The organism is Shewanella sp. DNRA4 (genome assembly GCF_012843185.1).
Classification (GTDB): domain Bacteria; phylum Pseudomonadota; class Gammaproteobacteria; order Enterobacterales; family Shewanellaceae; genus Shewanella; species Shewanella xiamenensis.
The window spans coordinates 14,807-40,735 of record NZ_JABAIP010000014.1 but is presented as its reverse complement, the minus strand read 5'-3'; the positions used below and the strand labels follow the sequence as shown (position 1 = coordinate 40,735).

Sequence of the window (25,929 nt, the reverse complement as noted above, 5' to 3'; positions counted from 1 at the left end):
CAGCGTTGTGTCACAGCCATTTCTTTTCCTCCTCCTTTATTAATTTAGTTGTTTAATAATTGAGGAATATCATGAGTTTTGAAGCCTTGCTCAGCAGCCTAAATGGTATTGTCTGGGGTCCTATCACACTTTGTTTGTTAGTTGGCACAGGGATTTATCTCACTGCGCGACTAAAGCTTATCCAAGTATTTCGTCTGCCAATGGCGCTTAGCCTATTGTTCAAACCCGCTAAGGGGCATGGTGATCTATCGTCCTTCGCCGCGCTTTGTACTGCATTGTCTGCAACCATAGGTACGGGCAATATTGTTGGGGTCGCAACGGCGATTAAGATGGGCGGCCCTGGTGCGTTATTTTGGATGTGGCTTGCCGCCTTTTTTGGCATGGCGACTAAGTATGCCGAGTGTATGTTGGCGGTAAAATACCGCACTACCGATGCGCGTGGACAGATTGCCGGTGGCCCGATGTATTACATCGAGCGAGGCCTCGGTTTGCGTTGGATGGCGAAGTTATTTGCGCTGTTTGGCGTGGGGGTAGCGTTTTTCGGCATTGGGACTTTTGCTCAAGTGAATGCGATAAGTGATGCCTTAACTATCGCCTTTGATGTACCAACATGGGTGACTGCGCTGGTGCTAACCCTGCTGGTGGCTGCTGTCACCTTAGGTGGCGTCAAACGTATCTCCAACGTGGCGCAAAAGCTTGTGCCTGCAATGTCGATTGGTTACGTGTTGGCCTGTGTGTGGATTTTAGTGGTTTTTGCCGATGCCATTCTACCCGCGTTGCAATTAGTGGTGGAGTCGGCTTTTACGCCAGTATCGGCTGCGGGGGGATTTTTAGGGGCCACCGTGGCGCAAGCGATTCAAATGGGGATTGCCCGCGGGGTATTTTCTAATGAGTCAGGCTTAGGTAGTGCGCCCATTGCTGCGGCTGCGGCAAAAACCAATGAGCCCGTCGAGCAGGGCTTAGTGAGTATGACTGGCACCTTTTTCGATACTATTATCATCTGCACTATGACGGGATTAGTGCTTATCATCACTGGGGTATGGAGCGGTGACACTGCGGGCGCGGCCATGACCAGTGCGGCGTTTAGCTTAGGCGGATCGGCTGCCATCGGCCAGTATTTAGTCACTATCGCCTTGGTCTGCTTTGCGTTTACGACCATTTTAGGCTGGCATTACTATGGTGAACGTTGCTGGTACTACTTAGTGGGCGAGCGCGGGCTGCGTGCCTATCAAATCTTGTTTTTAGGCCTGATTGCTGGTGGGGCTTTTATCAAGTTGGATGTGATTTGGTTACTGGCTGATACGGTAAATGGCTTAATGGCCATACCTAATTTGATTGCGATTATTGGATTGCGGCACATTATCATTGCTGAAACGCAAAGCTATTTTGTTCGAACATTCGCTAACCGTACGCTAAACCCTGTTTATTAATGTTGTGAAAACAATATATTAGTTCACATTATTTTAACTTTGAGATTGTCGCCACAGCGTTCTTCGTTTACTTTATAAGAGCTACCCCAAAAAGGGGGGAGACTTAAAACGGGGGCTTTGAGGCGACGCCATGGATAAAAGTAAACTTCGTACTTTCCGCAGCAAAATTTTATCCCATATTGCGCTGCCTTTGATTCTTATCATGGCGGCCGTTTATGGGATTACTTCATGGTTTAATTATCTTTCCCTTGAAAAGCGGCTTTACGATCATTTAGCTCAACAGTCGGCACATTCAGCCTCTCGATTGCAATTATTACTCGAACACGCTCAAACAAATACTCAAGGGCTTGCTGATTTTATTGGTTTTTTGGCTGACAAGAATGATATTAACGATTCTGATAAGCTGCAAAAAGTCTTAACTAATCGCCTCGAACGTAACCCCGATTTTTATGGTTCTGCCGTTGCCTTTAAACCGGGCACTTTTCTCAATAAAAAACTTTTTTCTCCCTATGTATACCGCAGTGGTAATAGTTTCCATTATTTAGATATTGGCGCCGAGGGGTACGATTATACCGATGGGACTTGGGATTGGTGGACGCAAGCCATCAATAAAGTCGAAGGTTATTGGTCAAAAGCCTATTTCGACGAGGGTGCTGGTAATACTTTAATGATTACTTATGCGGTTCCTTTTGGAGTGCAGCCTAATTATTTTGGGGTTACAACCGTTGATTTGGCTTTAGATAGATTACCTGAGCAACTAGGGATAGCCCCTAATCGGCTGATGATATTAGATGAGCAAGGTCGGCTTATCTTTCATGGTGATAAAGAAAAGGTTTTAGCCACATCAGTCTCGGAATGGCTGGATAAAGGAAATCACAAAAATAATGCCTTTGGCGCTTTGCTGGAAGATGGGCTGACTGGGCAAGCCAGTTTTGTTGATGATACTGGTACAGTTTATCTTGCCAGCATTGCAGAAGTGGCAAAGTTAAAATGGCACGTGGTTGTTATGGTGCCACAGCAGGAGTTATTTACCTCGCTACTGGACGATATTTCCTCAGTTGTCCTCAACTTAAGTTTATTAACCTTACTGCTGTTATTGACCTGCTATATCGCCGCTAAACGGTTAACTCGTCCACTGGAAACCCTTGAATCCGGCATTTTGGCTTTCGGTCAAGGTAAAACACAGCAGTTGGTTATCCCTAAAGGTGCGATTAGCGAGATAGTGACCTTAAGTGAAACCTTTAACAAAATGGCAGATCTGCTTGCTCAGCGTGAGCAAGCTATTTTAGATTCCCGCGGTAACCGCTTCGCTCGCCTGATCGACGGTATGAGCGATAAATCCTTTTACTGCTCACTTGATCCTGACGGACAACTTGCACAGGTCAGTGAAGGGGTGACCAAAGTATTGGGCATACCGCCCGAATTACTTAAGCGCAAATATCAAAGATTGTTTTCGGCCAACCCCCTTAATGAGAAAAACTGGGAATACACCGATCTGGCACTCAAAGGGCAGAACGTCCCTTCACATCAAGTTGAACTCATCGATTCAAAAGGCCAGTCAAGGCGGCTCGATGTTTTTATGCAGCCTTTAGTGTCAGATACTGGCGAGTTAATGTCGGTGGAGATGCTATTTACCGATGTGACAGAGCAATTTTCCGCCGCTGCTTGGTCTAGCGCTGTACTTGAGGCCGCACCTGAGGCCATGTTGATTGTCGATCAAAGTGGCCAAATAGTATTTAGCAATAGTCGCTGTCAGCAGCTCTTTGGTTATGACGCAAAAGCTATGTTGGGATTACAAATTGAAGCTTTGCTACCCGAAGATTTAAGGAGTCCCCATGCCAAAGAAAGATTACAGTTTCTACGTGAGGGGCGTGATAGGCCGATGGCAAATGCACGCCATGTGCGGGCGCTTAAGTCTGATGGGGATGAGTTTGTTGCCGAAATCGCCTTAAGTATTTTACCGAGTGATTTCGATGGTCGTCGCCAAGTGGCCGCATCGATCCGTGATATGACCCAAAAAATAGCGGTTGAACAAAAAATCCGTGATAGTGAAGTTCGCTTCCGTGGTTTGGTGACCAATATTCCTGGGGCTGTCTACCGCACTCGCATCGGCGAGGAGTGGGTGATGGAATATGTCAGTGACAATATTGCCGATATTACCGGTTATGCCGCGAGCCAGTTTATTGAGAATCGTCAACGCAGCTTTGCTTCATTGATTTTGGAAGAAGATCGCGAGCTGTGTCATCAGCATATTGATAGAGCCCTCGCGCAGCAGGAAACCTTTGAGGTGGAATATCGTATTCGCCACCGTGACGGCAGCATCCGTTGGGTGCATGAAAAGGGCAAGGCGAGTTATACCGAAGAGGGTTTTCCCCTATGGTTTGACGGCAGTATTGACGATATAACCAAGAGTAAGTTAGCCATCGTCGAGCTTGAAGCCTCAAGGCTGCAATTAACCAATATCACTGAGTCTATTCCTTGTACTGTGTATCAATTACGCTGGGTTTCTCCTAGCGATCGCCGTTTTACCTTCCTTTCTGGCGCAGCATTTCACATGTTGGGTTTACACCGCGAAGATTTACTCAGTAACTTTAATATTATTGCTGAGCGGATTTTTGATGAGGAACGACCAGAAGTTATACGCGCGCTTGAGGGAATGAGTGACGATAAATTAAGCTGGATCCGTGAGTTCCGCTATCGTCATCCTAATGGTGGCATTCGCTGGATGGAAGCCGGAGCCAGTGGTCATTATGCCGATGATGGCGCCATTATCTGGAATGGCTATGTGATGGATGTGACTGAACGCAAGTCTATTGAAGAAGAACTTGCGGTCAGTGAGGCGCACTTTAAGGCCTTATTTGATGGGGCAACCATTGGTATCGTGAATGTCGATATCAAAGGACTTATCCTCGATTGTAATGATCAGTTCTGTGAGGATATGGGACTGAGCCGTAATGAATTACGTAGTACGCCTATTTTTGATGTCTTGAGTGCACAGGATAAAGAAGTTGCAAAAGCGCAGTTTAAGGAACTTGTAGAAGGTAAAGTTGATCACTACCGAGGGGAAAGAAGCTTTATTCGTCCCTCCGGTGAGCATTTATGGATGACAGTCAACGTTTCAAGCTTATTGGACAGCCAGAACCAATTTGAGTCAGCTGTGGTAAGCATGGTCGATATGACTGAGTTAAAACTGCTTTCAGAACAATTGCTTGTTGCCAAGGAAGAGGCTGATGCCGCCAGTAAGGCAAAAGGCGACTTCCTCGCGAATATGTCCCATGAAATCCGCACGCCAATGAATGCCATTATCGGGATGTCGCAACTTTGCTTACAGACTGATCTAGACAAAAAACAGAAAAATTATCTCGAAAAAATTGAGCGCGCGTCGCAATCTTTATTATCAATCATTAACGATATCCTTGATTTTTCTAAGATTGAAGCTGGCAAGCTTGATATCGAAAATGTGCCTTTTCAACTCGATACCATGCTTGAAGATTTGAGCGATATCTTCTCCGAAAGGGCGGCTCAAAAGCAGATTGAATTGCTGTTTGCTGTCGCACCCAATGTTCCACGTTATCTGCTTGGCGATCCGTTGCGGTTGGGGCAAGTGCTGATCAACCTAATGAATAATGCGATCAAATTTACCGAAAGAGGAGAGGTATTACTGTCCCTCAGTTTGGTCGAGCAGCAAAACGATGATGTCATATTACGTTGTAGTGTGCGTGACAGTGGCATTGGGTTAACCCATGAACAACAAGCCAAACTGTTTAAGTCGTTTACGCAAGCAGACACTTCTACTACCCGTAAATATGGTGGTACGGGATTAGGGCTGGCGATTTGTAAACAACTGGTCGAATTAATGGGGGGAAGTATCGGGGTCGAAAGCCAGCAAGGCCATGGCAGTACTTTCTTTTTTACCGTTAAATTGCGCATCTCCAGTGGACAAAAGCTCATCGTAGGTCAAGAGCTTGAAGGTATGCCAGTATTAGTTGCCGACGACAATGCCACCGCAAGGGACATTATGCGAACCACTCTAGAGAGCATGGGCTTTCAAGTGGATACAGTGCGTTCTGGCGACGAGGCGGTGATGCGGTGCAGCCAGCAGGATTATGCTGTGGCATTGATTGATTGGAAAATGCCAAATCTTGATGGGCTCGAAACCGCAAAACAAATCCTGCAACGGGCAAAAAAAGCGCCGCGGATCTTGATGGTATCAGCCCATGCTAATCAAGATTTCTTGACCCAAATTGAGCAACTTGGGTTAGCGGGCTACATCAGCAAACCTATCAGCGCATCAAGATTGCTTGATGGCATTATGAACGCACTTGGTCGCGCAGGGTTCCTACCCGTCAGGCGCCATCAAGACAGTATTGCGCCTGAGTTATTATTGCCCCTTAAAGGTAAGCGTATTCTGTTAGTCGAAGATAACGAAATGAACCTTGAGGTGGCGACCGAATTTTTAGAGCAAGTGGGGATTATTTTATCCATTGCCACCAACGGCCAAATTGCGTTGGATAAGTTAGCTCAGCAGAGCTTTGATTTGGTATTGATGGATTGCCAAATGCCAGTGATGGATGGTTATCAGGCAACAAAAGCACTGAGACAAAGGCCCGAGTTAGCACAATTACCTGTGATAGCAATGACCGCCAATGCCATGGCTGGCGACAAGGAAATGTGTTTAAGAGCGGGAATGAATGATCATATCGCCAAGCCGATAGAGGTTAACTTACTGTATCAAACCCTCCTAAAATATTTAGGTGCACCGTTACCGCCTCAAGAGCTTATTAATGATTCACCCAAGCCTGTGAATATTGATGTTGATTCTGTCGTGAAATGGCCTGAACACCCAGAGCTTGATATTGATAGAGGCTTGCAGCTAGTGCAAAACTCCACGCGCCTTTACCAAAGGATCTTTGATCGTTTTGTTACTAGCCAACGTAATGTTGTCGAGCAAATCAACAAGGCCGTTGCCAGCAATAAACGTGAGGATGCGGTGCGAATGGCCCATACGCTTAAGGGACTTGCGGGCAATTTAAGTTCCACAACGCTTGCGGAATTGGCTCGGCAATTGGAACTTCACTTAAGTGAAAATACTGAGTTCCAAGCGGAGTTGGACCAAATCCAAACGTTAGTGGCATCGATTTGCCAAGCAATTGAAAAAGTTAAACCTGAGTTTGAAGAATCTAGTGGGCCGACGGCGGAGCATTTACCACCAGAAGCCCTCATTGAGGCCTTAACGCGATTACGCCAAAGTTTAGAAGAAGCGGATTCCGATGCAGTCGCCCAAATGGATGCACTTAAACCGCAAGTGAGTGCTCAGTTATGGCAGCAGTTGAGTCCAGCGCTAACGATGATTAATCAATATCAATTCGATGAGGCCGTCGAGTTGATTGATGAAGTACTTGTAGACTTAAAGTAAAACGGTCAATTATGCGCAGTATTGATCATTGATAAAGCCACTGGAAAGGTGAATGTGTTGATGGATAAGGCAACAATATTAGTCGTCGATGATACTCCAGAAAATATCGATATTTTGGTGGGCATACTCGGTGATGACTATAAGGTCAAAGTCGCGATTGATGGACCAAGAGCGCTAGCCCTTGTAGCCAAAACACTGCCTGATTTAATTTTACTCGACGTCATGATGCCCGGCATGAATGGTTATGAAGTCTGTAAGCAGCTTAAACAGGAGCCCTTAACTTGCCACATTCCTGTGATTTTTGTGACGGCATTATCTGAGGTTGCCGATGAAGCACAGGGCTTTGCCTTAGGTGCGGTTGACTACATTACCAAACCAGTCAGCGCTCCCGTGGTGAAGGCGCGAGTCAAAACTCATCTCGCGCTGTACGATCAAAAACGCTTGCTAGAGCAACAAGTTAAAGAACGTACCCAAGAGTTAGAAGAAACCCGCTTTGAAATCATTCGCCGTTTAGGTCGCGCCGCCGAATACAAAGACAACGAAACGGGTCTGCACGTTGTGCGTATGAGCCATTATGCGCGGCTGCTCGCTATCAAACTAGGTTTACCGAGTACCTTCTGTGAGTTGTTGTATAACGCGGCGCCTATGCATGACATTGGCAAAATCGGCACGCCCGATGCGGTACTGAAAAAGCCGGGTAAGCTCGATGCCGAAGAGTGGAAAATCATGCAGCAACATGCCGCCATTGGTGCTGAGATCATTGGTGAGCATGGCGACCCACTGCTGCAAATGGCGCGGCGTATCGCCTTAACCCACCACGAGAAATGGGATGGTTCGGGTTATCCTAATGGTTTGTCGGGGGAAAATATTCCGATTGAAGGTCGGATTGTGGCGATAGCGGACGTCTTTGACGCGCTGACTTCGCGCCGTCCTTACAAGGAGCCTTGGACAATAGAGGCCACGCTCGAGTTACTCGAAAGCCAAGCAGGGCAACATTTTGACCCTAAGCTGGTGGCCGAATTTAAGCAAATCTTGCCCGAGGTGGTGGCGATTCGAGATACTTATTTCGAACATTAAAGCAGAAAGGCGCCTAGGGCGCCTTTTTCAATACGTTCCGCTTATCAGCGAGAAACTAGTCTTCGAGCGAGTAGGGCAATGCTTGAATACGTAAGCTAGATTGCTCGTCATCAGCGAAACGCAATTTGGCATCACTCTCGGTATCGTTGGCGAGCACGGCGGTGAGCAGCACTTGATTACCACGTTGAACAAATTCAATGATTTGTCCACCCTTGCGATAACCGTCTTCCAATTCTATCTCGATACCCGTTTCCAAATTGATATTTAAGGAAGTGGTGCCTTGAAGAATATAGAGCGCACGCTTGTTACCACCACGGTATTTCATCCGAGCCACAGTTTCTTGACCCATGTAGCAGCCTTTGTTAAAGCTGATCCCGTTGATAGCCTGTAGGTTACACATCTGCGGTACGTACTGATTAGCATGGCTTGGCGCTAGATTGGGGTAACCCGCAGCAATTTCTAATGCTTGCCAAGCACTGGCATCAAATACGGTATGCTCGGCAATGAGGGCACTTGCGGCTTGTGGTTGTAGAACCAATATAAATCGATCCGCATCTTTTAAAATGGCGCCTTGCTCGATGAGAGTGAGTTCCTGAGTGACTTCACCGTAGTGTTGGCTGACAAATTGTTTAGCCTGTTCACCCGCCACACCGAGTAATGTCCACTCATCAGAGGCATTGGTCAGGGTCGCCTTACTAAATACCGCATATTTTTGCAGTTGTGGCAGATCCACTGCAATAGTGTCCTTTGGCATCAACATCAACAGCGCATCTTGGATGGCAAAGGTGCGGAAGCTAGCCAGCATCTTTCCCTTAGGATCACAATGTGCGCCCCAGCGCCATTGGTTGGCTTCGAGTGAGCTGATATCTGTGGTCACTTGGCCATGGATAAAACTGCGGCCCTGTTCGCCAACCACTTTGATAAGGCCTAGGTGGGATAAGTTGGCGAGCATAAGTGGAGGCGTGGAGGCGTCCAGATCCCAATTGGGTGTCGAAACTGCAATAGTCATAGCGAGATCCTGAAAATGAAGGCGATGCAAGAGGCTTGATTGTAGCGGAATTCCTCTGGCCTCAAAAGCATAAGGCGCACATATCTTAAATGAAATGTGCGCCTTAGATGGGGGCAAACCTTAGCGGTTTAGGCTTTAGAACAACACGCGAGTACGCAGTGTGCCTTCAATGGCTTTAAGCTCAACCAAGGCTTCTTCTGCTTGGTGAGTGTCGACTTCCATTACCACATAACCGATTTCTGCCGTTGTTTGCAGATACTGAGCGGCAATGTTAATGCCTTTTTCAGAGAAGGCTTTGTTGATTTTGATCAGCACGCCTGGACGATTTTGGTGGATATGCAGTAGGCGTGAGGTACCTTTATGCATTGGCAGAGACACTTCAGGGAAGTTAACCGCAGATACGGTTGAACCGTTATCTGAGTATTTGGCTAATTTGCCTGCCACTTCGATACCGATATTTTCCTGTGCTTCGGCGGTGCTACCACCCACATGTGGCGTGAGTAGCACATTATCTAAACCGCGTAATGGGCTGATAAATTCATCATCATTCGATTGTGGCTCAATGGGGAAAACGTCAATCGCCGCGCCCGCAAGGTGACGCTCTTTGAGTGCCACCGTGAGCGCATCGATATCGACCACAGTACCGCGGGAAGCGTTGATAAAGATGCTGCCTTTACGCATAGCGGCGAATTCGGCAGTACTTATCATGTCTTTGGTTTGCGGCGTTTCAGGCACGTGCAAGCTTACTACATCGGACTGTGCCAGCAATTGCTCCATTGAATGGATTTGCTGGGCATTACCCAATGGCAATTTGTCTTCGATATCGAAGAACACCACACGCATGCCTAAGGTTTCTGCCAGGATCCCCAGCTGAGTTCCAATATGGCCATAGCCTATCACGCCTAAAGTTTTGCCACGGACTTCGTAACTGCCTGCGGCAGTTTTCATCCAACCACCACGATGGGCGATAGCGTTACGTTCAGGAATACCGCGCATCAGCATAATAATTTCGCCTAATACCAGTTCAGCTACGCTGCGGGTATTAGAGAATGGTGCGTTAAAAACGGGGATACCGAGGGATTCGGCGGTCGCCAGATCCACTTGGTTAGTGCCGATACAGAAACAACCAATCGCAATTAATTTTTCGGCACGTTTTAATACATCGGCGGTGAGTTGGGTACGGGAACGAATACCAACAAAATGAGCATCTTTGATGGATTCGTGCAGGGCTTCATCACCTAACGAGGCTTTGTGATACTCAATATTGGTGTATCCCGCGCGTTCAAACACATCTACCGCAGATTGGTGGACGCCTTCCAACAACAGGATTTTGATCTTATCCTTGTCAAGCGAATGTTTCGCCATGATATGGGTACCCTCTAATTAATTGAAGTGGTTCTTGTATGTTATGCTGACAACCTTGGCTCATCAAAGTAGCACTTTTTTTGCTCACTGTGGAGGGCTAGATGGCTAAAGTTAATATTCTAAAATTAGAACAATATCGCATAAGAGGAAGAAACATTGAATAATAAAATCGCTTGGTGCGGTATTTACCTCTCAGTTTTAGTCTGGTCGGCGATAAAACCTGCAGATACTTTCACTTGGTGGCTTGAAGCTTTACCTGCATTAGTGGCGGTTCCGCTATTATTTTTTACCCGCAAACGTTTTGAGCTAACCCCAATAGTGTATTTTTTAGTACTTGTACATTGTTGTGTGCTGTTTGTCGGTGCGCACTATACCTATGCTGAAGTGCCATTATTTGACACCATTGCCCAATGGATGGGCAGTGAACGTAACAATTACGACAAGGTCGGGCATTTCGCTCAAGGCTTTATTCCTGCCATGTTGGCCCGTGAGATTATGTTACGCAATCAAGCCGTCAAACCCGGCGCTTGGTGCGCTTTTTTGGTCACTTGTTTTGTACTCGCTTTCAGTGCTTTCTATGAGCTTATAGAGTGGTGGGTGGCCGCTGCAACGGGCGAAGGTGCTGAGGCATTCTTAGGCACACAAGGTTACGTGTGGGATACCCAATCGGATATGTTTTTAGCCTTAATTGGGGCCATTGTCGCGCTACTCAGTTTATCCCGTGTGCAGGATAAGCAAATCGCTAAACTCTTGACTCAGGCCTAATCGTAGTCTTGAGAGCATTCAATCCCCTTTGAATGACATTCAAAGGGGATTTTTATTCCCCAAAATGTCATTTTTCGGTGTTAATTTTGTGTTTAAACTTTCGATTGATGTTTCCATTAACTAAGGTATAAAGACGAGTGTGATCTCCATCTCGTTTAGTATTAATTGCTAGCAATGAAATACTATTTAGGGAGTTAGTCGAATTTACTACATATAAATAGAGGTTATTAGTACATTTGGGTGATGGCATTCATACGGTAACTAGTCAAAATGGGCTATGTTAATGAGATGTATGCTGAGATTTAGGCAGATTTCATTAAGCCGGATAAAAAGATAATGGAATACTTTTCAGGGAGAAGAGTAAATTGGGTACTATCAATGAGTTAGTATTTTTACATCAAGTGGCGGCGCCTTGCCATTTAGCGATACTTGCTGAATCTATCGGATTGAAAACACGGATCGTTAAACATGCCTCAGCGTTAGAGTTAGATTTAGAAAAAGGGCATCGCAGCTTTTGTTTAATCGCCCAGAAAGGTGCGGCCTTAGATAATAAAGGGATCCCTTTGCTGGCATCTCGTCTTGTCCCCCATATTCCTGTGGCTCTGTATCAAGTTGAGCGCAATTCCTTAGATCAAGAGTCAGCTATGCTGCTTGGCATACGCGGACTACTGTTTACTGACCAGCGTATGGATTTGATGTTGACCGGATTGCGTAAAATGGTTGCCGATGAGCTTTGGTACGATAGAACTTTGCTCAGTAAGATGTTTCGTCGCGTGGTGCAAAAGTTGGATGGACAACATGATATGCCTGCCGACACTGTGGCCATGCTGCAAGCTCTTACCTCTAGAGAAAGAACCATCATTCAATTCGTTTCCAGCGGCGCGAGAAATAAGGAAATTGCCCATCGTCTTTGCATCAGTGAGCACACGGTAAAGGCGCATATTTCATCGATTTTCCGTAAAACCCAGTCACGAAATCGTGTCGAGTTATTAAGATGGGCTCAGACCTATCAAACCCATTTTGAGTTTTGTAGTTAAGCCTTTGTTGATTGGTATCTTGTTTGAAAGCGAGCGGGTGCGTGGTGTGATACCCAAACGATAAGACGAATAACGATGTACTTTTGCGTGTGATAGGCAAATAAAAACGGGAACATTATCAATGTTCCCGTTTTTATTTAGTCGCCTTCAACTTGAAGGCGACTCATATTTAAAGATTAGTACTGCACAACAGTCGCAACGTTCATATCACCATTTTGGGTTACGCTGATGCTGTTGTTGTTACCCGCTTGTGAGCCTAATACTAAGTTGTCATTACCTGTTTGGGAGATCATTAGGCTGTTGTTGTCACCACTCACGCCAAATGAGTTGGCAGCAAATGAACTACCGCTATCACCACCGACCCAGTTGCCGTTACCCGCTTGAGTGATTTCTGCTGAGTTTTCATCACCTTCGATGATTAAATCGATAAGGTTCAGATCGCCACGGTGTTGCAGTGCAGTTACATCGGCGTTGTTACCTGTTACGCTAATGATGGTCTCGTTTTGATCACCATCTTGCTCAACATCCACTTCGTTGTCGCTACCCACGGCATCCACATAAGCGAAGTTCGCATCACCTTCTTGGCTGATTTCGATGCTGTTGTCTTCACCTGTTGCGAAGGCAACCAGCTCGTTGTTATCACCTTTAGAAGATAAGTCGAAGTCGTTGTCAGTACCGTAAGCGCCAAAGGTTGCGAAGTTAGCATCACCACGTTGTTTTAAGTCAACGTCGTTGCTATCGCCCCATACTTGGAACTCTGCACCGTTGCTGTCGCCTTTTTGCTTGATGGCAATATCATTATCATCACCTTGAATATCAGCAACTAAAGAATCACCAACTGTGTTACTATCACCATCTTGAGCGATGTCGATAGTGTTATCATCACCCGTAGTCATAGAGAGGTAAGCAATGTTATTGCTGCCTTCTTGCTTCATGCTGATATCGTTTTCGCTACCGGCTAAGGCGTAAACAAAGCCAGTGTGGTTATCACCTTTTTGGTAGATATCAACACTGTTGTCGTTACCAGCGATGCCTTTGGCTGCACCAAAGTTATTGTTACCAATTTGTTCAACTGATACGTCGTTGTTGTTACCCACGTTGGCAGTCAGATCGAGTGCAATTAGACCCGCTTGGTTGCTGTTACCGTATTGTTTGATATCACCGTCGTTGTTGTCGCCTTGAACACGGAATACGGCAAGGTTTTCATCACCTTCTTGCTCAACAAATGCACTGTTTTCTGTGCCAGTGATTTCAACATAGCTTTCGTTCAGCTCACCTAATTGGCTAACTGAAACAAGGTTGTCGTTGCCCACGACATCGTTGCTGCTTTGGTTGAAGAAGCCGTCTTGAGTCACTTCAACTTCGTTATTATTGCCTTTCACATCAACAGAGGCTACGTGCCAATCTGTTTGTTGGCTAACAGTCACTTTGTTAGCATCGCCAGTTGAGTTGACTTGTGCTTCATGCCACACACCGTCTTGTAATACGGTGGCAACTTGGTCGTTACCCGTTTGGGTTACTGCTGCTGCGTTAATGACACCAGTTTGAGCGACTAAGGTATCTTGACCTTGGCCTGTTTGCTCAACGCTGATTTCGTTGACTGTGCTTGCTGCTAGCGCATTACCACTTAATCCCGCAGTAATGGCTAATGCAATCAATGACATTTTAGCTTGTGATTTCATGTGACTCTCCCTGTTTAATACTGAGTTATTGAGATTGCGGCACCGTCCGCAATCTGTTGAATCGAAAAATTGCCGCTTCCTAGCTGGTTCAATTGCACCAGGTTGTCATTACCAATCTGGGTAATCGAAGCCATATTTTTAGTGCCGACTTGTCGTAGTTGGACTTCATTATTGGTTCCAATCTGTGTCACAAGCGATACGTTATCGTTACCCGCTTGCGTCACATAGGCGCTGTTATCGTTCCCTGATTGAAACACTATCCCTTGGTTTGCCGTGCCTTGCTGCACTAGGTCGATAAGATTATCGCGCCCTGAACGCTCAATTAGCGCCTGCAGTGTGACGGGCAATTCACTGACATCTGCCGCATGGGATGATGTCAGGCAACTACATATCAAGAGCAGCAGTACCAAAAAGCGTGTTAATGGATTTGGCACAAGTGACTCCTTGCATGTATTGGTGTTTTGGTCAGAGCACAGACTCTTTCCAACTCAGGCATCAAGGTACGAGCCATAGTGCTTAGAGACAATTGGCCAAAAGGGTATTTATTTTTGAGGTGTAATTTAAATGCTAACCAGATTAACTTTTGTTAATTCCATGAATATCTTGTTTTTTGTCGATAAAACCCTGCGTTTAGGCGGTATTTACCTCACCGAGTTGGTCTAGTAGTTAAGTTGTATTTAGCGTGCAGCGTCTTTTTTAAATTGAAACATTATGGCAACAATTTGCAGGCAAACATGCTGGAAATTCGTCGTTTTTATCCATCTCACTTTGAATGGTGGCTGCGTAATTGCCGTTCCAGAATTTCAACGTAAAGGACTATAGGAAGCTTAAGTATGTCAATAAAACTCTCACCATTGGCGTTAGCAATTGCAGGGGCGATGACGTTGTCAGCGGTGCCTGCAATGGCAAAAGATGCACCAGTCTATGAAAAAGACGCCATCCTTGTGGTGTACAAAGATAATGTGACTAAAGCCGAACGTGCAGCAGCACAGCGTTTAGTTCGCGGCACCTTAACCGATGCAAATGCTGATGGCGTAGACGATAAATTCCAGCATTTACTCAATGGTAAACTTACCCGTTTAGCCCTGCGTAAAGGCGCTAATATTGAAGATGCGATTAAGGTGATTAGTCGTCATCCAGCGGTAAAATATGCAGAACCCAACTACATTCTTAAGGCGATAGGTACGCCCGATGATCCAAGCTTTGCTAGCCTGTGGGGCATGAACAACACTGGCCAAAATGGCGGTAGTGCCGATGCAGATATCGACGCGCCAGAGGCTTGGGAAATAACCACGGGTAGCTCGGATGTGGTGATTGGGGTTATCGATACTGGGGTTGATTACAATCACCCAGATTTGCAAGCCAACATGTGGGTTAACGCTGGCGAAATTCCAGGTAATGGTATCGATGACGATGGTAACGGCGTGATCGATGATATTCACGGTTACAGTGCGGTAAATGATAACGGTAACCCAATGGATGGTAATGGTCACGGTACTCACGTATCTGGCACTATTGGTGCTAAAGGCAACAATGGTGTGGGTGTCGTTGGGGTGAACTGGGACGTTAAAATTGCCGCCTGTCAGTTCCTTGATGCCGATGGTTATGGTTCTACAGCTGGCGCTATTGCATGTTTAGATTACTTTACGGATCTGAAGGTTAACCATGGCGTGGATATCAAAGCCACCAACAACTCTTGGGGCGGCGGTAGCTTTAGCCAAGCCTTAAAAGATGCGATTGAAGCGGGTGGTGAAGCAGGCATTTTATTCGTTGCAGCAGCGGGTAATGACGCGGTCGATAACGATGCGAGCCCACATTATCCCTCAAGCTACGATTCTGACGTTGTCCTCTCGATTGCAAGTACGGATCGTAATGACCGTATGTCAGACTTCTCACAATGGGGTTTAACTAGCGTCGATATGGGAGCACCAGGCTCCGCGATTCTCTCTACTGTTCCAGGTGGTGGTTACGCGACGTATTCTGGTACCTCTATGGCTACTCCACATGTCACGGGCGCCGCAGCTCTGGTGTGGTCATTAAATCCAGATCTCTCACCAGTAGAAATGAAATCCTTACTGATGGCATCAGGTGATGCTAATGCAGATTTAACGGGTAAAACCGTGGCTGGTACTCGCCTCAATGTGGCTAACGCACTCGAGCAGGCTAACCCATCTCCTAGCTACAAGTTTACCGTATCGCCAGTATCACAATCTGTCGAAGCGGGTAGCACTGCAAGCTATAACTTTAGTGTTGGTAGCGTTGCAGGATGGGAAGGCGATGTAGCTCTTTCTGTCTCGGTTTCTCCAGCGCTAGAAGGTGTGTCCTTATCAGCCTCAACTGTTTCAGCTGGTGGTTCATTTACCTTAGATGTTGCGACAACGGCGCAAACAGCTTGGGGTGATTACAGCATTACAGTAACAGGTACCGATGGCACTATTGAAAAGGCTAAAGTCGTTTCACTGAATGTGTTCCCTCAAGGATTAAATGACTTTACCTATGGCAATGAGAATGCTGTTGCTATCCCTGATAACAATGCTAGTGGTATTGTGAGCACGATTGAAGTTACTGATGATGTGCAGATTTTTGGCGTGACCGCCGATGTCAATATCAGCCACACTTGGATTGGTGACTTACGCGTTGTGTTAACTTCTCCAGCAGGTACTGAAGTGGTTCTACATAACCGTGATGGCGGCAGCGCTGACAACATTGTTAAGAGCTGGGACTTAAGCGCGTTTGATGGTGAAAACGCACGGGGTACTTGGTCATTATCAGTAGATGACAATGCAGCGGCTGACACTGGTACTCTTAATAACTGGGGCTTAGTGATCAGCGGCTTAGGCGAAGCATCTCCAGCGGCACCAGTGGCGGGCTTCGAGTATGCAGTTGAAGGTTTAAGTGTCGCCTTTACTAACACTAGTACCGATGCGAACGATGATATCGTGAGCTACAGCTGGGATTTTGGTGATGGTTCAACTTCAACTGAAATGAACCCTAGCCATGTATTTGCTGCGGCAGGTACTTACACTGTGGCCCTCACTGTGACTGACTCAATGGAACACAGCAATACTGTGACCATGGAAGTTCAAGTTTATGAGCATAGTATCAACGCATCCGTCACTCGCGCATTGGTATCACGCCGTGGTAGCGCTATGGTAGATATTGAATGGGATAGTGCATTAGGCGAAAGTGTTGCTCTATACCGTGACGGTCAGTTAGTGGTGACAACAGAGAACGATGGCAACTATCGTGATCGCTTCACTACATCTGCATCAAGTGTGACTTATCAAGTATGTGAAACCACTGGAACCTTATGTTCTGCACCAGTAGTAGCACAATTCTAATGTAGTCCTTAAAAATGAAGGCGACCGAAAGGTCGCCTTTTTGCTTTCAACCCCTAAACTAGCTGTTTAGTCGGTAGTTACCATTTACGTTTAATGCTCAACTAATGCGTGTCATTTTTTTTGGGGTTCTTCGTGTTCTACATCGGCATTTATTTGGGTTTTTCTATCCGATAATTGCTGTATAAGTTGGCTATTGATTGTGGTGAGTTTATCAAAATGATCATTAATCTTACTCAGTTGCTTTAAATAATCGGGATCACTTTTGTCTTTATTTTGCCAATATCGCTGCCGTTCTAGTTTCTGTAATTCACTGGCCCTTAGGATTTCAAAATAGCTATTCTCTTGTTTTAGGCTATAGATTTCACCGTCGAGTAATTGCAGCAGTTTCTTTGGGGGTAAGGAGTGATTATTTAACAAAGCTTGCAATGGGTCTACTTTGGTTTCACGTTTATCCGAATCAATTTCGTTGCTAATACCCAACTGATATTCAATTTTATGCTGACTGTATTCCTGCGGACAGGCGATTTGGCTAAAGATGACTTTATCGCCTTTGCGACATTTATAGACGGTATTTGCGAGCGCCGTGAGAGGCAAAAGCATACAAATAAGAGTCACTATGAGTCTTGCCATTCGACGACAAATCCTTTGTATACGCAATGAATGAAATTATCACAATGGGTATTAAGCTAGAGTTAAATGGAGTTGTCTCACTTATCTCCCTTTAAACTTTAGCAGTTATAAATCCATGTAGTATAAACATATGTTACTTAACGTTAACATTGGTGAGTACTATGGCGTAAGTGAAAGAATAAAACCAGTTTTTTGACACTGGAATTTATTTGACGCTTCACTGGAACGCCAGCAATACCAGCGTTCTGAGGTAATAAAAAAGGAGCCTAAGCTCCTTTTCTCAAATCTTAAATAGATGTTTAGCGATCAAAGCGCAGATTATCAATAAGACGCGCTTTACCTAAGTAAGCGGCCGCCAAAATCACCAGGGCTTGGTCCGTAGCTTCCGCATGGGCCAGCGTGGTGGCATGGCGAACTTCTAAATAATCCGGTGTAAAGCCTGCGGCGATAAGGCTCGCTTTGGCTTCCGCGGTGACTTGTTCGATACTCACGCCTTGCTTGATCCCTTGTGCCATGGCATCGATGGCCTTTTTCAGCGCGGGCGCTGCGGCTTTTTCTTCCGCCGTCAGGTAGCCATTGCGTGAACTCATGGCTAAACCAGAGGCTTCACGAATGGTATCAATGCCAATTATTTCAATCGGCAGCGACAAATCCTCAACCATAGTGCGGATCACTAACAGTTGTTGATAATCCTTGTTGCCAAAAAACGCGACATCGGGCTGCACTATGTTGAACAGTTTACAAACGATGGTCGCGACGCCACGGAAGTGGCCGGGACGACTGGCACCGCAGAGCACATCGGAGATCCCTGGGACTTCAACATAGGTTTGCTGCGCTAACCCTTTGGGGTAAATAATCGCCGGTGTTGGGGTAAACAACAGCTCGGCGCCCGCTGCGGTTAAGGCTTGGCTATCGGCCTCTAAGGTGCGCGGGTAGGCATCGAGATCTTCATTTTGCCCAAACTGCATGGGATTGACGAAGATAGACACGACTACATGATCGCATTTCTTCGCCGCTTCTTTCACTAAGGTGATGTGTCCCTGATGGAGATTGCCCATGGTCGGCACAAAGGCGACAGTCTCGCCCTTGGCACGCCATGCTCGCACTTGAGTACGAATATCATCGATATGGGCGCTAGTGATCATTAACTCTTACCTTGCTAAAACCTAAAATGAGTAGTCTGTGTGCTTAGCACTATTTAGCTTAATGAGTGCTAGCACGCTTAGTTGAACGTGTGATCTGCACTCGGGAAGGTGCCATTGGCCACTTCTTCAATATATGCGCGAACCGCCGAGCGGATTTCGCCCGTTTGCTTGAGGTAGTTCTTTGAAAAACGTGGAATATAACCACTCGAAATACCAAGCACGTCGTGCATCACCAGAATCTGACCATCGGTGCTGGCGCCCGCGCCAATGCCAATTACAGGGATAGTTAATGCTTGAGTAATGGCGGTAGCAAGCGATGCTGGAATACATTCAACCACTAACAGCTGCGCGCCTGCCGCCTCTAAGGCCTTGGCTTCATCGAGAATGCGCTGAGCATTTTCAGCATCGCGGCCCTGCACTTTAAAACCGCCAAAAACGTGTACAGATTGCGGGGTGAGGCCCAAGTGGGCGCAGACAGGAATACCGCGCTCGGTCAGTTTAGTAACCGTTTCGAGTAACCAGTGACCGCCTTCCAGCTTGACCATATTAGCACCCGCCTGCATTAGTGCGGTGGCGTTTTCCATGGTTTGTTCTGGCGTGGCGTAACTCATAAACGGCATATCGGCGATCAGCAGTGATCGCTCGATACCGCGACGCACACAACGAGTGTGATAGGCGATTTCGGCTGTCGTGACGGGCAGCGTATCATCGTGGCCTTGCAGAACCATTCCCAAAGAATCGCCGACCAGTAGCACATCGATGCCTTCGCCGTCGAACGCGCTGGCAAAGCTGGCATCATAGGCTGTCAGAGCGGTGAATTTTCTACCTTCCTGTTTGTATTTCAACAGGGTTGAGCTAGTAACTTTAGACATATGGGTGATCTTCAAACCAAATGGAAGTGGTGTTATAAGCTAACTGGGGGCTGACTTCAATGATCATTGCCCAGTAGTTGTAACTCGGCCAAGAATTTTTCACTGATAAGGCTGTGTAGCGGCGTTTTACAGGGCAACACGAGATCGGGCGCAATGGCAGCTAAAGGAACTAGCACAAAGCTACGTTCTTTCATGCCGTAGTGCGGCACTTTGAGTCTGGGCTCATCGATAATGGCGTTGTCATACAAGAGTAAGTCTAGATCTAATGTTCTGGGCCCCCAACGCTCTTGGCGTACACGGCCTTGGGTATTTTCAATGTGTTGCAGTGCATCTAATAAGGCCAGCGGGGCCAGCTGAGTTTCAAAGCCAGCGACAGCATTGATATAGTCAGGTTGCACAACCTCACCCATTGGCGTTGAACGGTAATAGGGAGATACCCTAAGACTTTGATTTTCAGCCAAGGTGGACAAGGCCGCTACGGCATTGTCCAGCTGTGCTTGGGGATCTTCAAGATTCGCTCCAAGGGCGACAAACACTTGAGTCATTATTCTTCGGCTTTGGCTGCACTTGGGCGGCGACGGCGACGCTGAGGTGAATTGCGATTACGGCTGCTCGAGGCTTTATTACCGCTGCGGGCAATCGCCAAACGCTCGGTTTCATCCGCTTCAACAAACTGTTGCCACCAGGCTGCACTCTTGGCCAGATTGCCCCCTTCGACTTCGCCACGCAGTAACAGTAAGTCGTATGCCGCTCTAAACTTCGGATGCTCTAACAGTTTAAAGGCGCGCGTGCCTTGGCTGCGCTCAAAGCGAAGTTGTAGTTGCCAGATATCCTTGGCTGGTGTGCTAAAGCGGCGAGGAATACTAATGGTTTGGCATTGCTGCTCCATCACATCGCCCATGGCGGCGAAAAAAGCATCGTATAAAGTAAGGCCACTTTCAACGGCAATATCTTCGGCGCGTTGGCGCAGTGGATACCAGAGAATCGCCGCATAGAAAAACGATGGCGTGACGGGCTTATCTTCATTAACGCGATCATCCGTACTCTTCATGATGGCTTGCACCATCTTCATTGCCGGACCTTTAGGCGCTTCTTTTAATAGGGCGTCAACCTGAGGAAATAGGGGCGCAAACAGTTTATATTCCTGCATCATTTCAAAGTTTGCCATGGCTTTGCCGGCGAAGAAGAGTTTGAGCACTTCTTCATACATGCGGGCGGCAGGAATATCTTTGAGCAGTGGTGCTAACTGTTTGATTGGTTTAGCAGTTACTTCATCGATTGTCATGCTGAGCTTAGTGGCAAAACGCACGGCTCTGAGCATACGCACTGGATCTTCGCGGTAACGGGTTTCGGGATCGCCAATCAGTTTTAAGGTTCCAGCCTTAAGATCTTCCATCCCACCGCCATAACTGCGGATAGAGTAGTCGCTAATATCGTAGTAAAGGGCGTTAACGGTAAAATCGCGGCGCTCGGCGTCTTCGTCGATTTCTCCGTACACGTTATCCCTGAGCAAACGCCCTTCGGCATTGGCTTTGGAAATCTTTTCATTGCTTTCACCGTGGTGGCCACGGAAAGTCGCCACTTCAATCACATCGCGGCCAAACACAATATGGGCAAGGCGGAATCGACGACCAACAACACGGCAATTACGGAACAGTTTTTTGATTTCTTCCGGCGTTGCATTGGTAACTACGTCAAAATCTTTCGGTTCAAGCCCAAGGAGCAAATCCCGTACACCCCCGCCCACTAAATAGGCTTGGAAACCAGCTTTATTCAGTCGATATAGTACCTTAAGCGCATTTTCACTGATCTGCTTGCGGGAAATGGTGTGCGCATCCCGAGGCACGATCGCCAAGCTTAAGCCGCCTGAAGTAAGTTCTGGCGTTTGGGGTTCAATCTGAGCTGGAGTTGGAGCGGTCGTTTTAGGCGCGTCTTCAAATAGCTGCTTGCAGAATTGGCTAATACGGCGAAAAATGGGACACCTCGGAATGTATCTGTTATGTGATTAAAAATCTGGCGGCTATGATATACCAATTGCGTCCCGATGGGTATATCGCGATTTTTGAGCTATGCCACGACTTAGCGCTGATAACATGATGCTTTTAGGTCGAGAACTTGCCCGTCAGGCTTTAAGGGGCGATCAGGATTTCCCGCTGTTTAGGGATTGCCGACAATTGAAACTGGGCCACTGCCTGGGCCAGCATTTGCGGCGCAGTTGTGAGCTCTACCGGTGCTTGGCCCAAAAAGGCGAGGGCTGCATTGAGACTCGCTTGCGGATGCTGTTTATCGATAGCCTGCGCGTGATTTTGTTTTGACAGCTTAAAACCCGGACTTAAACTGGCGAGCGGTAAGTGCAACCACTGCGGCGCAGTTAGACCAAAGGTTTGATATAAGCTTAATTGGCGACAACTGGCTTCGATTAAATCGTAGCCCCGCACCACCTCGGTAATGCCTTGGTAGGCGTCATCCAGCACTACGGCGAGTTGATAGGCATAAAGTCCATCACTACGTTTGATAATAAAATCTTCAGCAGCAAAGGCCCGATCTACAATCACTTTTCCCATCAGGTTATCGGTAAACTCGGCCACTTGAGCGCGATTAACTAGCCGAACCGCACCACTGTGATGTGGCGTGGCTAACCGATGGCAGCGGCCATCGTAAATCCCACCCATGGCTTGAATCTGTTTGCGACTGCACTGGCAGAAGTAGGCGTTATCCTCAGCGAGTAACTCATCGAGTTTGGCCTGATAGGCCTCGGTGCGCGCACTCTGGTACAGCACCGCATCGTCCCATTCGAAACCATAAGCCTCTAAGGTGCGTAAAATATCATCGGCGGCGCCTGCAACTTCCCTAGGTGGATCAATATCCTCAACGCGTATTAACCACTTTCCTCCCTCTGAGCGCGCCCGCAGATAACTACCAAGGGCGGCGACTAGCGAGCCAAAATGCAATGCTCCTGAGGGCGAAGGCGCAAAACGGCCAACATAAGGATGTAAAGCGGAAGTGTTGAAAGAGTGAGTCGCCATCATAGGAATTTGCAGGAATAACCAGTCAAAGTGGCTGTATTTTAGGGGGATACTAACAAAAAAGCGAAGTGAAACGAGAGGATGTTTATGCAAGATGCACAAACAAGTAGGCGGGGAACTCCCCGCCTAGGATGGCCGATTAACCCGCCATTTGCTTCTCTTTGATCTCTGCAAGCGTTTTACAGTCGATACACTGATCGGCTGTTGGACGCGCTTCGAGACGGCGAATGCCGATTTCGATACCGCAAGAATCGCAGAAGCCAAAATCGTCTTCTTCGATTTTCTGGAGAGTTTTTTCGATCTTCTTGATCAGTTTACGTTCTCGGTCACGCGCACGTAATTCGAGACTGAACTCTTCTTCTTGCGCTGCACGGTCTACAGGATCGGGAAAGTTTGCTGCTTCATCCTGCATATGACTCAGAGTACGGTCGACCTCCTCACGCAACTGATTGCGCCAAGCTTCAAGAATGATCTTGAAGTGACCCAGTTGCTTAGCGTTCATATACTCCTCACCGGGTTTTTCCTGGTAGGGACTTACACCTGCGATAGCGAGTACGCCAAGTTTTTTGGTGCCTTCAGGCATAACGCATCTCCTGTCATCATTTGCGTTTGTAGGGCGTCCTTAAGAACGGCCGCTATCTATATCAGAATCTTTACAACGAGGCAAATTTTTCGTTTCACCTTGACAGAATTTTTTGACTGCCTTCGCTAATTGAAATGAAAAAGTATTTTACTCAATCTTAACATCATACTCGGACTGGGCATGATTGGGCCAGATGTATCTCATCGGGGGATATTTCGCAGCGATACGCTAGTACTTCTACACCTGATAAAATAGCTTTTTTCAATAGGTTAGAATACTCAGGGTCAATGTGTGCCGCTGGTGCCACACTCATAATGTCAGTATGTTGCACCACAAATAGCAAGACGGCTCTGTGCCCAAGGCTGGCCATGTGCATTAATTCCCGTAGATGTTTTTGGCCGCGAAGACTCACAGCATCGGGGAAATAACCTTGGCCATCCTCGAGCAAAGTACAACTTTTGACTTCTATATAACAGGCGGGTTTTTGAGCAGCCTCAAGCAAGATATCGATGCGGCTATTTTCATCGCCGTACTTCACTTCGCGGCTTAAGCTGTCGTAACCTTTAAGTTCAGTGATAATACCTTTATTAAGTGCCTCCTCGACTAGGGCGTTGGCATTGCCCGAATGAATGCCGATAAGGCCACCCGTTGGCGTGGTCATCAACTCCCATGTATGGGCATATTTACGTTTAGGATTGTTAGACGTGGAAAACCACACGGTTTCACCGGGGAACAGGCAGTTACGCATTGAACCGGTATTGGGGCAATGCAGGGTGATTTCACTGCCGTCTTCGAGTTGGACATCGGCGAGAAAACGTTTGTAGCGCTTAAGTAGCTTTCCCGATTTCAGTGCTGGAGTAAAGTGCATGTGATCCCTGTAGCTAGTTGATTCTGGCGCCAAAGACTAACAAATTTCGCAAATGTTTACAGATTTTACCTCGGTAACTTAGGCCGATGGCTTTCAGTCCTGGGCCACTGGCAGTAAACTGCCGCCAACCCCGTTGTACTATGTATACCCCAAAAGCCTGAGGATGCCGGACGTCTCACCTCAACTTGCATGGGTATAAGAGCAAGAACAAATTAAAATAAGGACCCCTCATGAGTGAACTTAAAGTGACTGAAGTGATGAGAGTTGAGTTAACCAAAGATGCCCCCGCAGCCCATTGGGGCAAAGCCGATGTGACCTTCAATGCCGAAGGCGCATTAGTCCACTTAGGTGGCGGCGATGAGCTACGCCAAATTCAAATGGCGGCGCGTAAATTACGTAATCAAGGGATTAATACCGTCGCATTGGTGGGTTCTCTTTGGGATCTAAATAGCCAATGGGTCTTCGCCCAAGGGTTTGCCACAGCTAAGCCCGGTTACAAGATCCAATGGTGCGGCGATGAAGCTGTTCAAGCCGAATTACAACGTCGCTTAGACGTGGCGACATTTGCCCGTCAACTGATCAACGATACCCCTGAAAATCTGTCTCCTGTGAAACTGGCGCAGCAAGCGGCCAAATGGTTAGCCGAACTCGGTGGTGCCAAGGTCAGTTACCGTATTATTGAAGGTGAAGCATTATTAGCAGAGCAATGGATTGGTATTCATGCTGTAGGTCGCGGCAGTGAGCGTCCACCTGCAATGTTAGAGCTAGACTTTAACCCGCTGTCAGCCGATGCCCCAGTATCTGTTGCCTTAGTCGGTAAAGGGATTACCTTCGACTCCGGCGGTTACAGCATTAAAGCTTCTGAAGGCATGCTGGGCATGAAGTGTGATATGGGCGGCGCCGCCACTGTTACTGCCGCTTTAGGTTTAGCGATTAAATCGGGCCTGAACAAACGCGTTAAATTATTCCTCTGCTGCGCTGAAAACCTGATCAGCGGCCGTGCCTATAAGCTGGGTGATATCCTCACCTACAAAAATGGCGTCACAGTTGAAGTGGTTAACACCGATGCCGAAGGGCGCTTAGTGCTGGCCGATGGTCTGCAAGCGGCTTCTGCGACGGGTGCTCCTTTTATTATCGATGCAGCAACCTTAACTGGCGCAGCTGTGATGGCGGTGGGCTCTAACTACAACGCGATTTTTTCGCCACAGACAGAAGTGTTACAACTGGCGCAACAAAAAGCTTCGACAGTAGCTGAGCGTGTATGGCCATTGCCACTGGATCCTTGGCATAAAGACATGTGTCCATCGGCCTATGCTGACACGGCAAACAGCCGCCCAGTGAAGGGCGGTGGTGCGGGCGGTGCCTCGAATGCGGCCGGCTTCCTGTGGCGTTTCGTTTCGCCAGAAGCCAAGTGGCTACACGTGGATTTAGCGGCCGCCTTCGAAGATTCGGCTTCTGCACTATGGGGCGCTGGCGCGACCACCCACGGCGTGCTGACCATCAGCGAGCTGATTAAAGGCTAAGATTGCTTTCGCGACTGAGTTTGCCTTTGCGGCTAAGCTTGCAAGTAAAGCTTCTTATTGTATTAAAACCGTCTTCGGGCGGTTTTTTATTGCATAAAATTAAAGCGTGGGCAGTATGAGTCTTTATATGTTTATTTTATGATTCAGCGTATTAGCGGTT

The 25,929-nt window shown here is 47.1% G+C and carries 19 protein-coding genes; 7 read left to right on the top strand and 12 right to left on the bottom strand.

Features of this window, described 5'->3' with window-relative positions; all coding sequences use genetic code 11:
- Nucleotides 1-71: 71 nt before the first annotated feature.
- The 3 genes from HG547_RS15725 to HG547_RS15715 all read left to right on the top strand — a co-directional run bounded on the left by HG547_RS15725 (nucleotide 72) and on the right by HG547_RS15715 (nucleotide 7,923).
- Nucleotides 72-1,430, top strand: coding sequence for a sodium:alanine symporter family protein (locus HG547_RS15725; protein WP_122040763.1), 1,359 nt, complete (start codon nucleotides 72-74; stop codon nucleotides 1,428-1,430).
- A 130-nt stretch (nucleotides 1,431-1,560) separates the two neighbouring features.
- Nucleotides 1,561-6,846 carry a PAS domain S-box protein gene (locus HG547_RS15720; protein ID WP_169548344.1) on the top strand — a complete coding sequence of 1,762 codons (5,286 nt, stop codon included), beginning with the start codon at nucleotides 1,561-1,563 and terminating at the stop codon, nucleotides 6,844-6,846.
- Nucleotides 6,847-6,906: 60 nt separating this feature from the next.
- Complete coding sequence (locus HG547_RS15715) at nucleotides 6,907-7,923, top strand: two-component system response regulator (protein WP_037414530.1); 1,017 nt, start codon at nucleotides 6,907-6,909, stop codon at nucleotides 7,921-7,923.
- Between the two features lie 55 nt (nucleotides 7,924-7,978).
- Here the strand turns inward: HG547_RS15715 and ygfZ are convergent, their stop codons facing one another.
- Both ygfZ and serA read right to left on the bottom strand, forming a co-directional pair.
- Nucleotides 7,979-8,932, bottom strand: coding sequence for a tRNA-modifying protein YgfZ (gene ygfZ, locus HG547_RS15710; protein ID WP_169548343.1), 954 nt, complete (start codon nucleotides 8,930-8,932; stop codon nucleotides 7,979-7,981).
- A 135-nt stretch (nucleotides 8,933-9,067) separates the two neighbouring features.
- The gene (gene serA, locus HG547_RS15705) at nucleotides 9,068-10,297 is read right to left on the bottom strand and encodes a phosphoglycerate dehydrogenase (RefSeq protein WP_037414534.1); all 1,230 of its coding nucleotides are present in this window, start codon (nucleotides 10,295-10,297) and stop codon (nucleotides 9,068-9,070) included.
- Between the two features lie 156 nt (nucleotides 10,298-10,453).
- Here serA and HG547_RS15700 point away from each other — a divergent pair, with 156 nt between their 5' ends.
- Nucleotides 10,454-11,062 carry a DUF2238 domain-containing protein gene (locus tag HG547_RS15700; RefSeq protein ID WP_169548342.1) on the top strand — a complete coding sequence of 203 codons (609 nt, stop codon included), beginning with the start codon at nucleotides 10,454-10,456 and terminating at the stop codon, nucleotides 11,060-11,062.
- 365 nt (nucleotides 11,063-11,427) lie between these two features.
- Nucleotides 11,428-12,099: a LuxR C-terminal-related transcriptional regulator gene (locus HG547_RS15695; RefSeq protein ID WP_169548341.1), complete on the top strand. Its 672-nt coding sequence runs from the start codon at nucleotides 11,428-11,430 to the stop codon at nucleotides 12,097-12,099.
- 176 nt (nucleotides 12,100-12,275) lie between these two features.
- On the opposite strand, the gene HG547_RS15690 is transcribed toward HG547_RS15695, so the two are convergent.
- Complete coding sequence (locus HG547_RS15690) at nucleotides 12,276-13,781, bottom strand: curlin (RefSeq protein WP_169548340.1); 1,506 nt, start codon at nucleotides 13,779-13,781, stop codon at nucleotides 12,276-12,278.
- Nucleotides 13,782-13,795: 14 nt separating this feature from the next.
- Nucleotides 13,796-14,215: a curlin gene (locus HG547_RS15685; protein ID WP_037414543.1), complete on the bottom strand. Its 420-nt coding sequence runs from the start codon at nucleotides 14,213-14,215 to the stop codon at nucleotides 13,796-13,798.
- A gap of 399 nt (nucleotides 14,216-14,614) precedes the next feature.
- On the opposite strand from HG547_RS15685, the gene HG547_RS15680 reads away from it, so the two are divergent.
- The gene (locus tag HG547_RS15680) at nucleotides 14,615-17,122 is read left to right on the top strand and encodes a S8 family serine peptidase (protein ID WP_169548339.1); all 2,508 of its coding nucleotides are present in this window, start codon (nucleotides 14,615-14,617) and stop codon (nucleotides 17,120-17,122) included.
- A gap of 111 nt (nucleotides 17,123-17,233) precedes the next feature.
- Here the strand turns inward: HG547_RS15680 and HG547_RS15675 are convergent, their stop codons facing one another.
- The 8 genes from HG547_RS15675 to sfsA all read right to left on the bottom strand — a co-directional run bounded on the left by HG547_RS15675 (nucleotide 17,234) and on the right by sfsA (nucleotide 24,246).
- On the bottom strand, nucleotides 17,234-17,752 hold the full coding sequence (locus HG547_RS15675; RefSeq protein ID WP_055648265.1) for a hypothetical protein: 519 nt from the start codon (nucleotides 17,750-17,752) through the stop codon (nucleotides 17,234-17,236).
- Between the two features lie 299 nt (nucleotides 17,753-18,051).
- Nucleotides 18,052-18,897: a pantoate--beta-alanine ligase gene (gene panC, locus HG547_RS15670; RefSeq protein WP_037429055.1), complete on the bottom strand. Its 846-nt coding sequence runs from the start codon at nucleotides 18,895-18,897 to the stop codon at nucleotides 18,052-18,054.
- A gap of 77 nt (nucleotides 18,898-18,974) precedes the next feature.
- A complete protein-coding gene (gene panB, locus HG547_RS15665) occupies nucleotides 18,975-19,769 on the bottom strand; it encodes a 3-methyl-2-oxobutanoate hydroxymethyltransferase (RefSeq protein ID WP_055648267.1) in 795 nt (264 codons plus the stop codon).
- Between the two features lie 56 nt (nucleotides 19,770-19,825).
- Nucleotides 19,826-20,314, bottom strand: coding sequence for a 2-amino-4-hydroxy-6-hydroxymethyldihydropteridine diphosphokinase (gene folK / locus HG547_RS15660; protein ID WP_047539687.1), 489 nt, complete (start codon nucleotides 20,312-20,314; stop codon nucleotides 19,826-19,828).
- The gene (locus tag HG547_RS15655; protein WP_231640407.1) at nucleotides 20,314-21,615 is read right to left on the bottom strand and encodes a polynucleotide adenylyltransferase PcnB; all 1,302 of its coding nucleotides are present in this window, start codon (nucleotides 21,613-21,615) and stop codon (nucleotides 20,314-20,316) included. Before HG547_RS15655 ends, folK begins: the two co-directional genes overlap by 1 nt.
- Before the next feature lie 283 nt (nucleotides 21,616-21,898).
- Nucleotides 21,899-22,795 carry a tRNA glutamyl-Q(34) synthetase GluQRS gene (gluQRS, locus tag HG547_RS15650; protein ID WP_047540833.1) on the bottom strand — a complete coding sequence of 299 codons (897 nt, stop codon included), beginning with the start codon at nucleotides 22,793-22,795 and terminating at the stop codon, nucleotides 21,899-21,901.
- A gap of 139 nt (nucleotides 22,796-22,934) precedes the next feature.
- On the bottom strand, nucleotides 22,935-23,378 hold the full coding sequence (gene dksA / locus HG547_RS15645) for an RNA polymerase-binding protein DksA (protein ID WP_037414555.1): 444 nt from the start codon (nucleotides 23,376-23,378) through the stop codon (nucleotides 22,935-22,937).
- A gap of 163 nt (nucleotides 23,379-23,541) precedes the next feature.
- The gene (gene sfsA, locus HG547_RS15640) at nucleotides 23,542-24,246 is read right to left on the bottom strand and encodes a DNA/RNA nuclease SfsA (protein ID WP_055648269.1); all 705 of its coding nucleotides are present in this window, start codon (nucleotides 24,244-24,246) and stop codon (nucleotides 23,542-23,544) included.
- A gap of 230 nt (nucleotides 24,247-24,476) precedes the next feature.
- On the opposite strand from sfsA, the gene pepB reads away from it, so the two are divergent.
- Nucleotides 24,477-25,769, top strand: a complete 1,293-nt coding sequence (gene pepB, locus HG547_RS15635) for an aminopeptidase PepB (protein WP_055648270.1) — start codon at nucleotides 24,477-24,479, stop codon at nucleotides 25,767-25,769.
- The last annotated feature ends 160 nt before the right edge of the window (nucleotides 25,770-25,929 follow it).

Excerpts from the sequence above, each read along its gene's own strand:
- serA (WP_037414534.1), bottom strand. The coding sequence starts at position 10,297 with ATGGCGAAACATTCGCTTGACAAGGATAAGATCAAAATCCTGTTGTTG.
- HG547_RS15690 (WP_169548340.1), bottom strand. The coding sequence starts at position 13,781 with ATGAAATCACAAGCTAAAATGTCATTGATTGCATTAGCCATTACTGCG.
- panB (WP_055648267.1), bottom strand. The coding sequence starts at position 19,769 with ATGTCTAAAGTTACTAGCTCAACCCTGTTGAAATACAAACAGGAAGGT.
- dksA (WP_037414555.1), bottom strand. The coding sequence starts at position 23,378 with ATGCCTGAAGGCACCAAAAAACTTGGCGTACTCGCTATCGCAGGTGTA.
- ygfZ (WP_169548343.1), bottom strand. The coding sequence starts at position 8,932 with ATGACTATTGCAGTTTCGACACCCAATTGGGATCTGGACGCCTCCACG.
- HG547_RS15725 (WP_122040763.1), top strand. The coding sequence starts at position 72 with ATGAGTTTTGAAGCCTTGCTCAGCAGCCTAAATGGTATTGTCTGGGGT.
- pepB (WP_055648270.1), top strand. The coding sequence starts at position 24,477 with ATGAGTGAACTTAAAGTGACTGAAGTGATGAGAGTTGAGTTAACCAAA.
- HG547_RS15715 (WP_037414530.1), top strand. The coding sequence starts at position 6,907 with ATGGATAAGGCAACAATATTAGTCGTCGATGATACTCCAGAAAATATC.
- panC (WP_037429055.1), bottom strand. The coding sequence starts at position 18,897 with ATGATCACTAGCGCCCATATCGATGATATTCGTACTCAAGTGCGAGCA.
- HG547_RS15680 (WP_169548339.1), top strand. The coding sequence starts at position 14,615 with ATGTCAATAAAACTCTCACCATTGGCGTTAGCAATTGCAGGGGCGATG.
- HG547_RS15720 (WP_169548344.1), top strand. The coding sequence starts at position 1,561 with ATGGATAAAAGTAAACTTCGTACTTTCCGCAGCAAAATTTTATCCCAT.
- folK (WP_047539687.1), bottom strand. The coding sequence starts at position 20,314 with ATGACTCAAGTGTTTGTCGCCCTTGGAGCGAATCTTGAAGATCCCCAA.
- gluQRS (WP_047540833.1), bottom strand. The coding sequence starts at position 22,795 with ATGGCGACTCACTCTTTCAACACTTCCGCTTTACATCCTTATGTTGGC.
- sfsA (WP_055648269.1), bottom strand. The coding sequence starts at position 24,246 with ATGCACTTTACTCCAGCACTGAAATCGGGAAAGCTACTTAAGCGCTAC.
- HG547_RS15675 (WP_055648265.1), bottom strand. The coding sequence starts at position 17,752 with ATGGCAAGACTCATAGTGACTCTTATTTGTATGCTTTTGCCTCTCACG.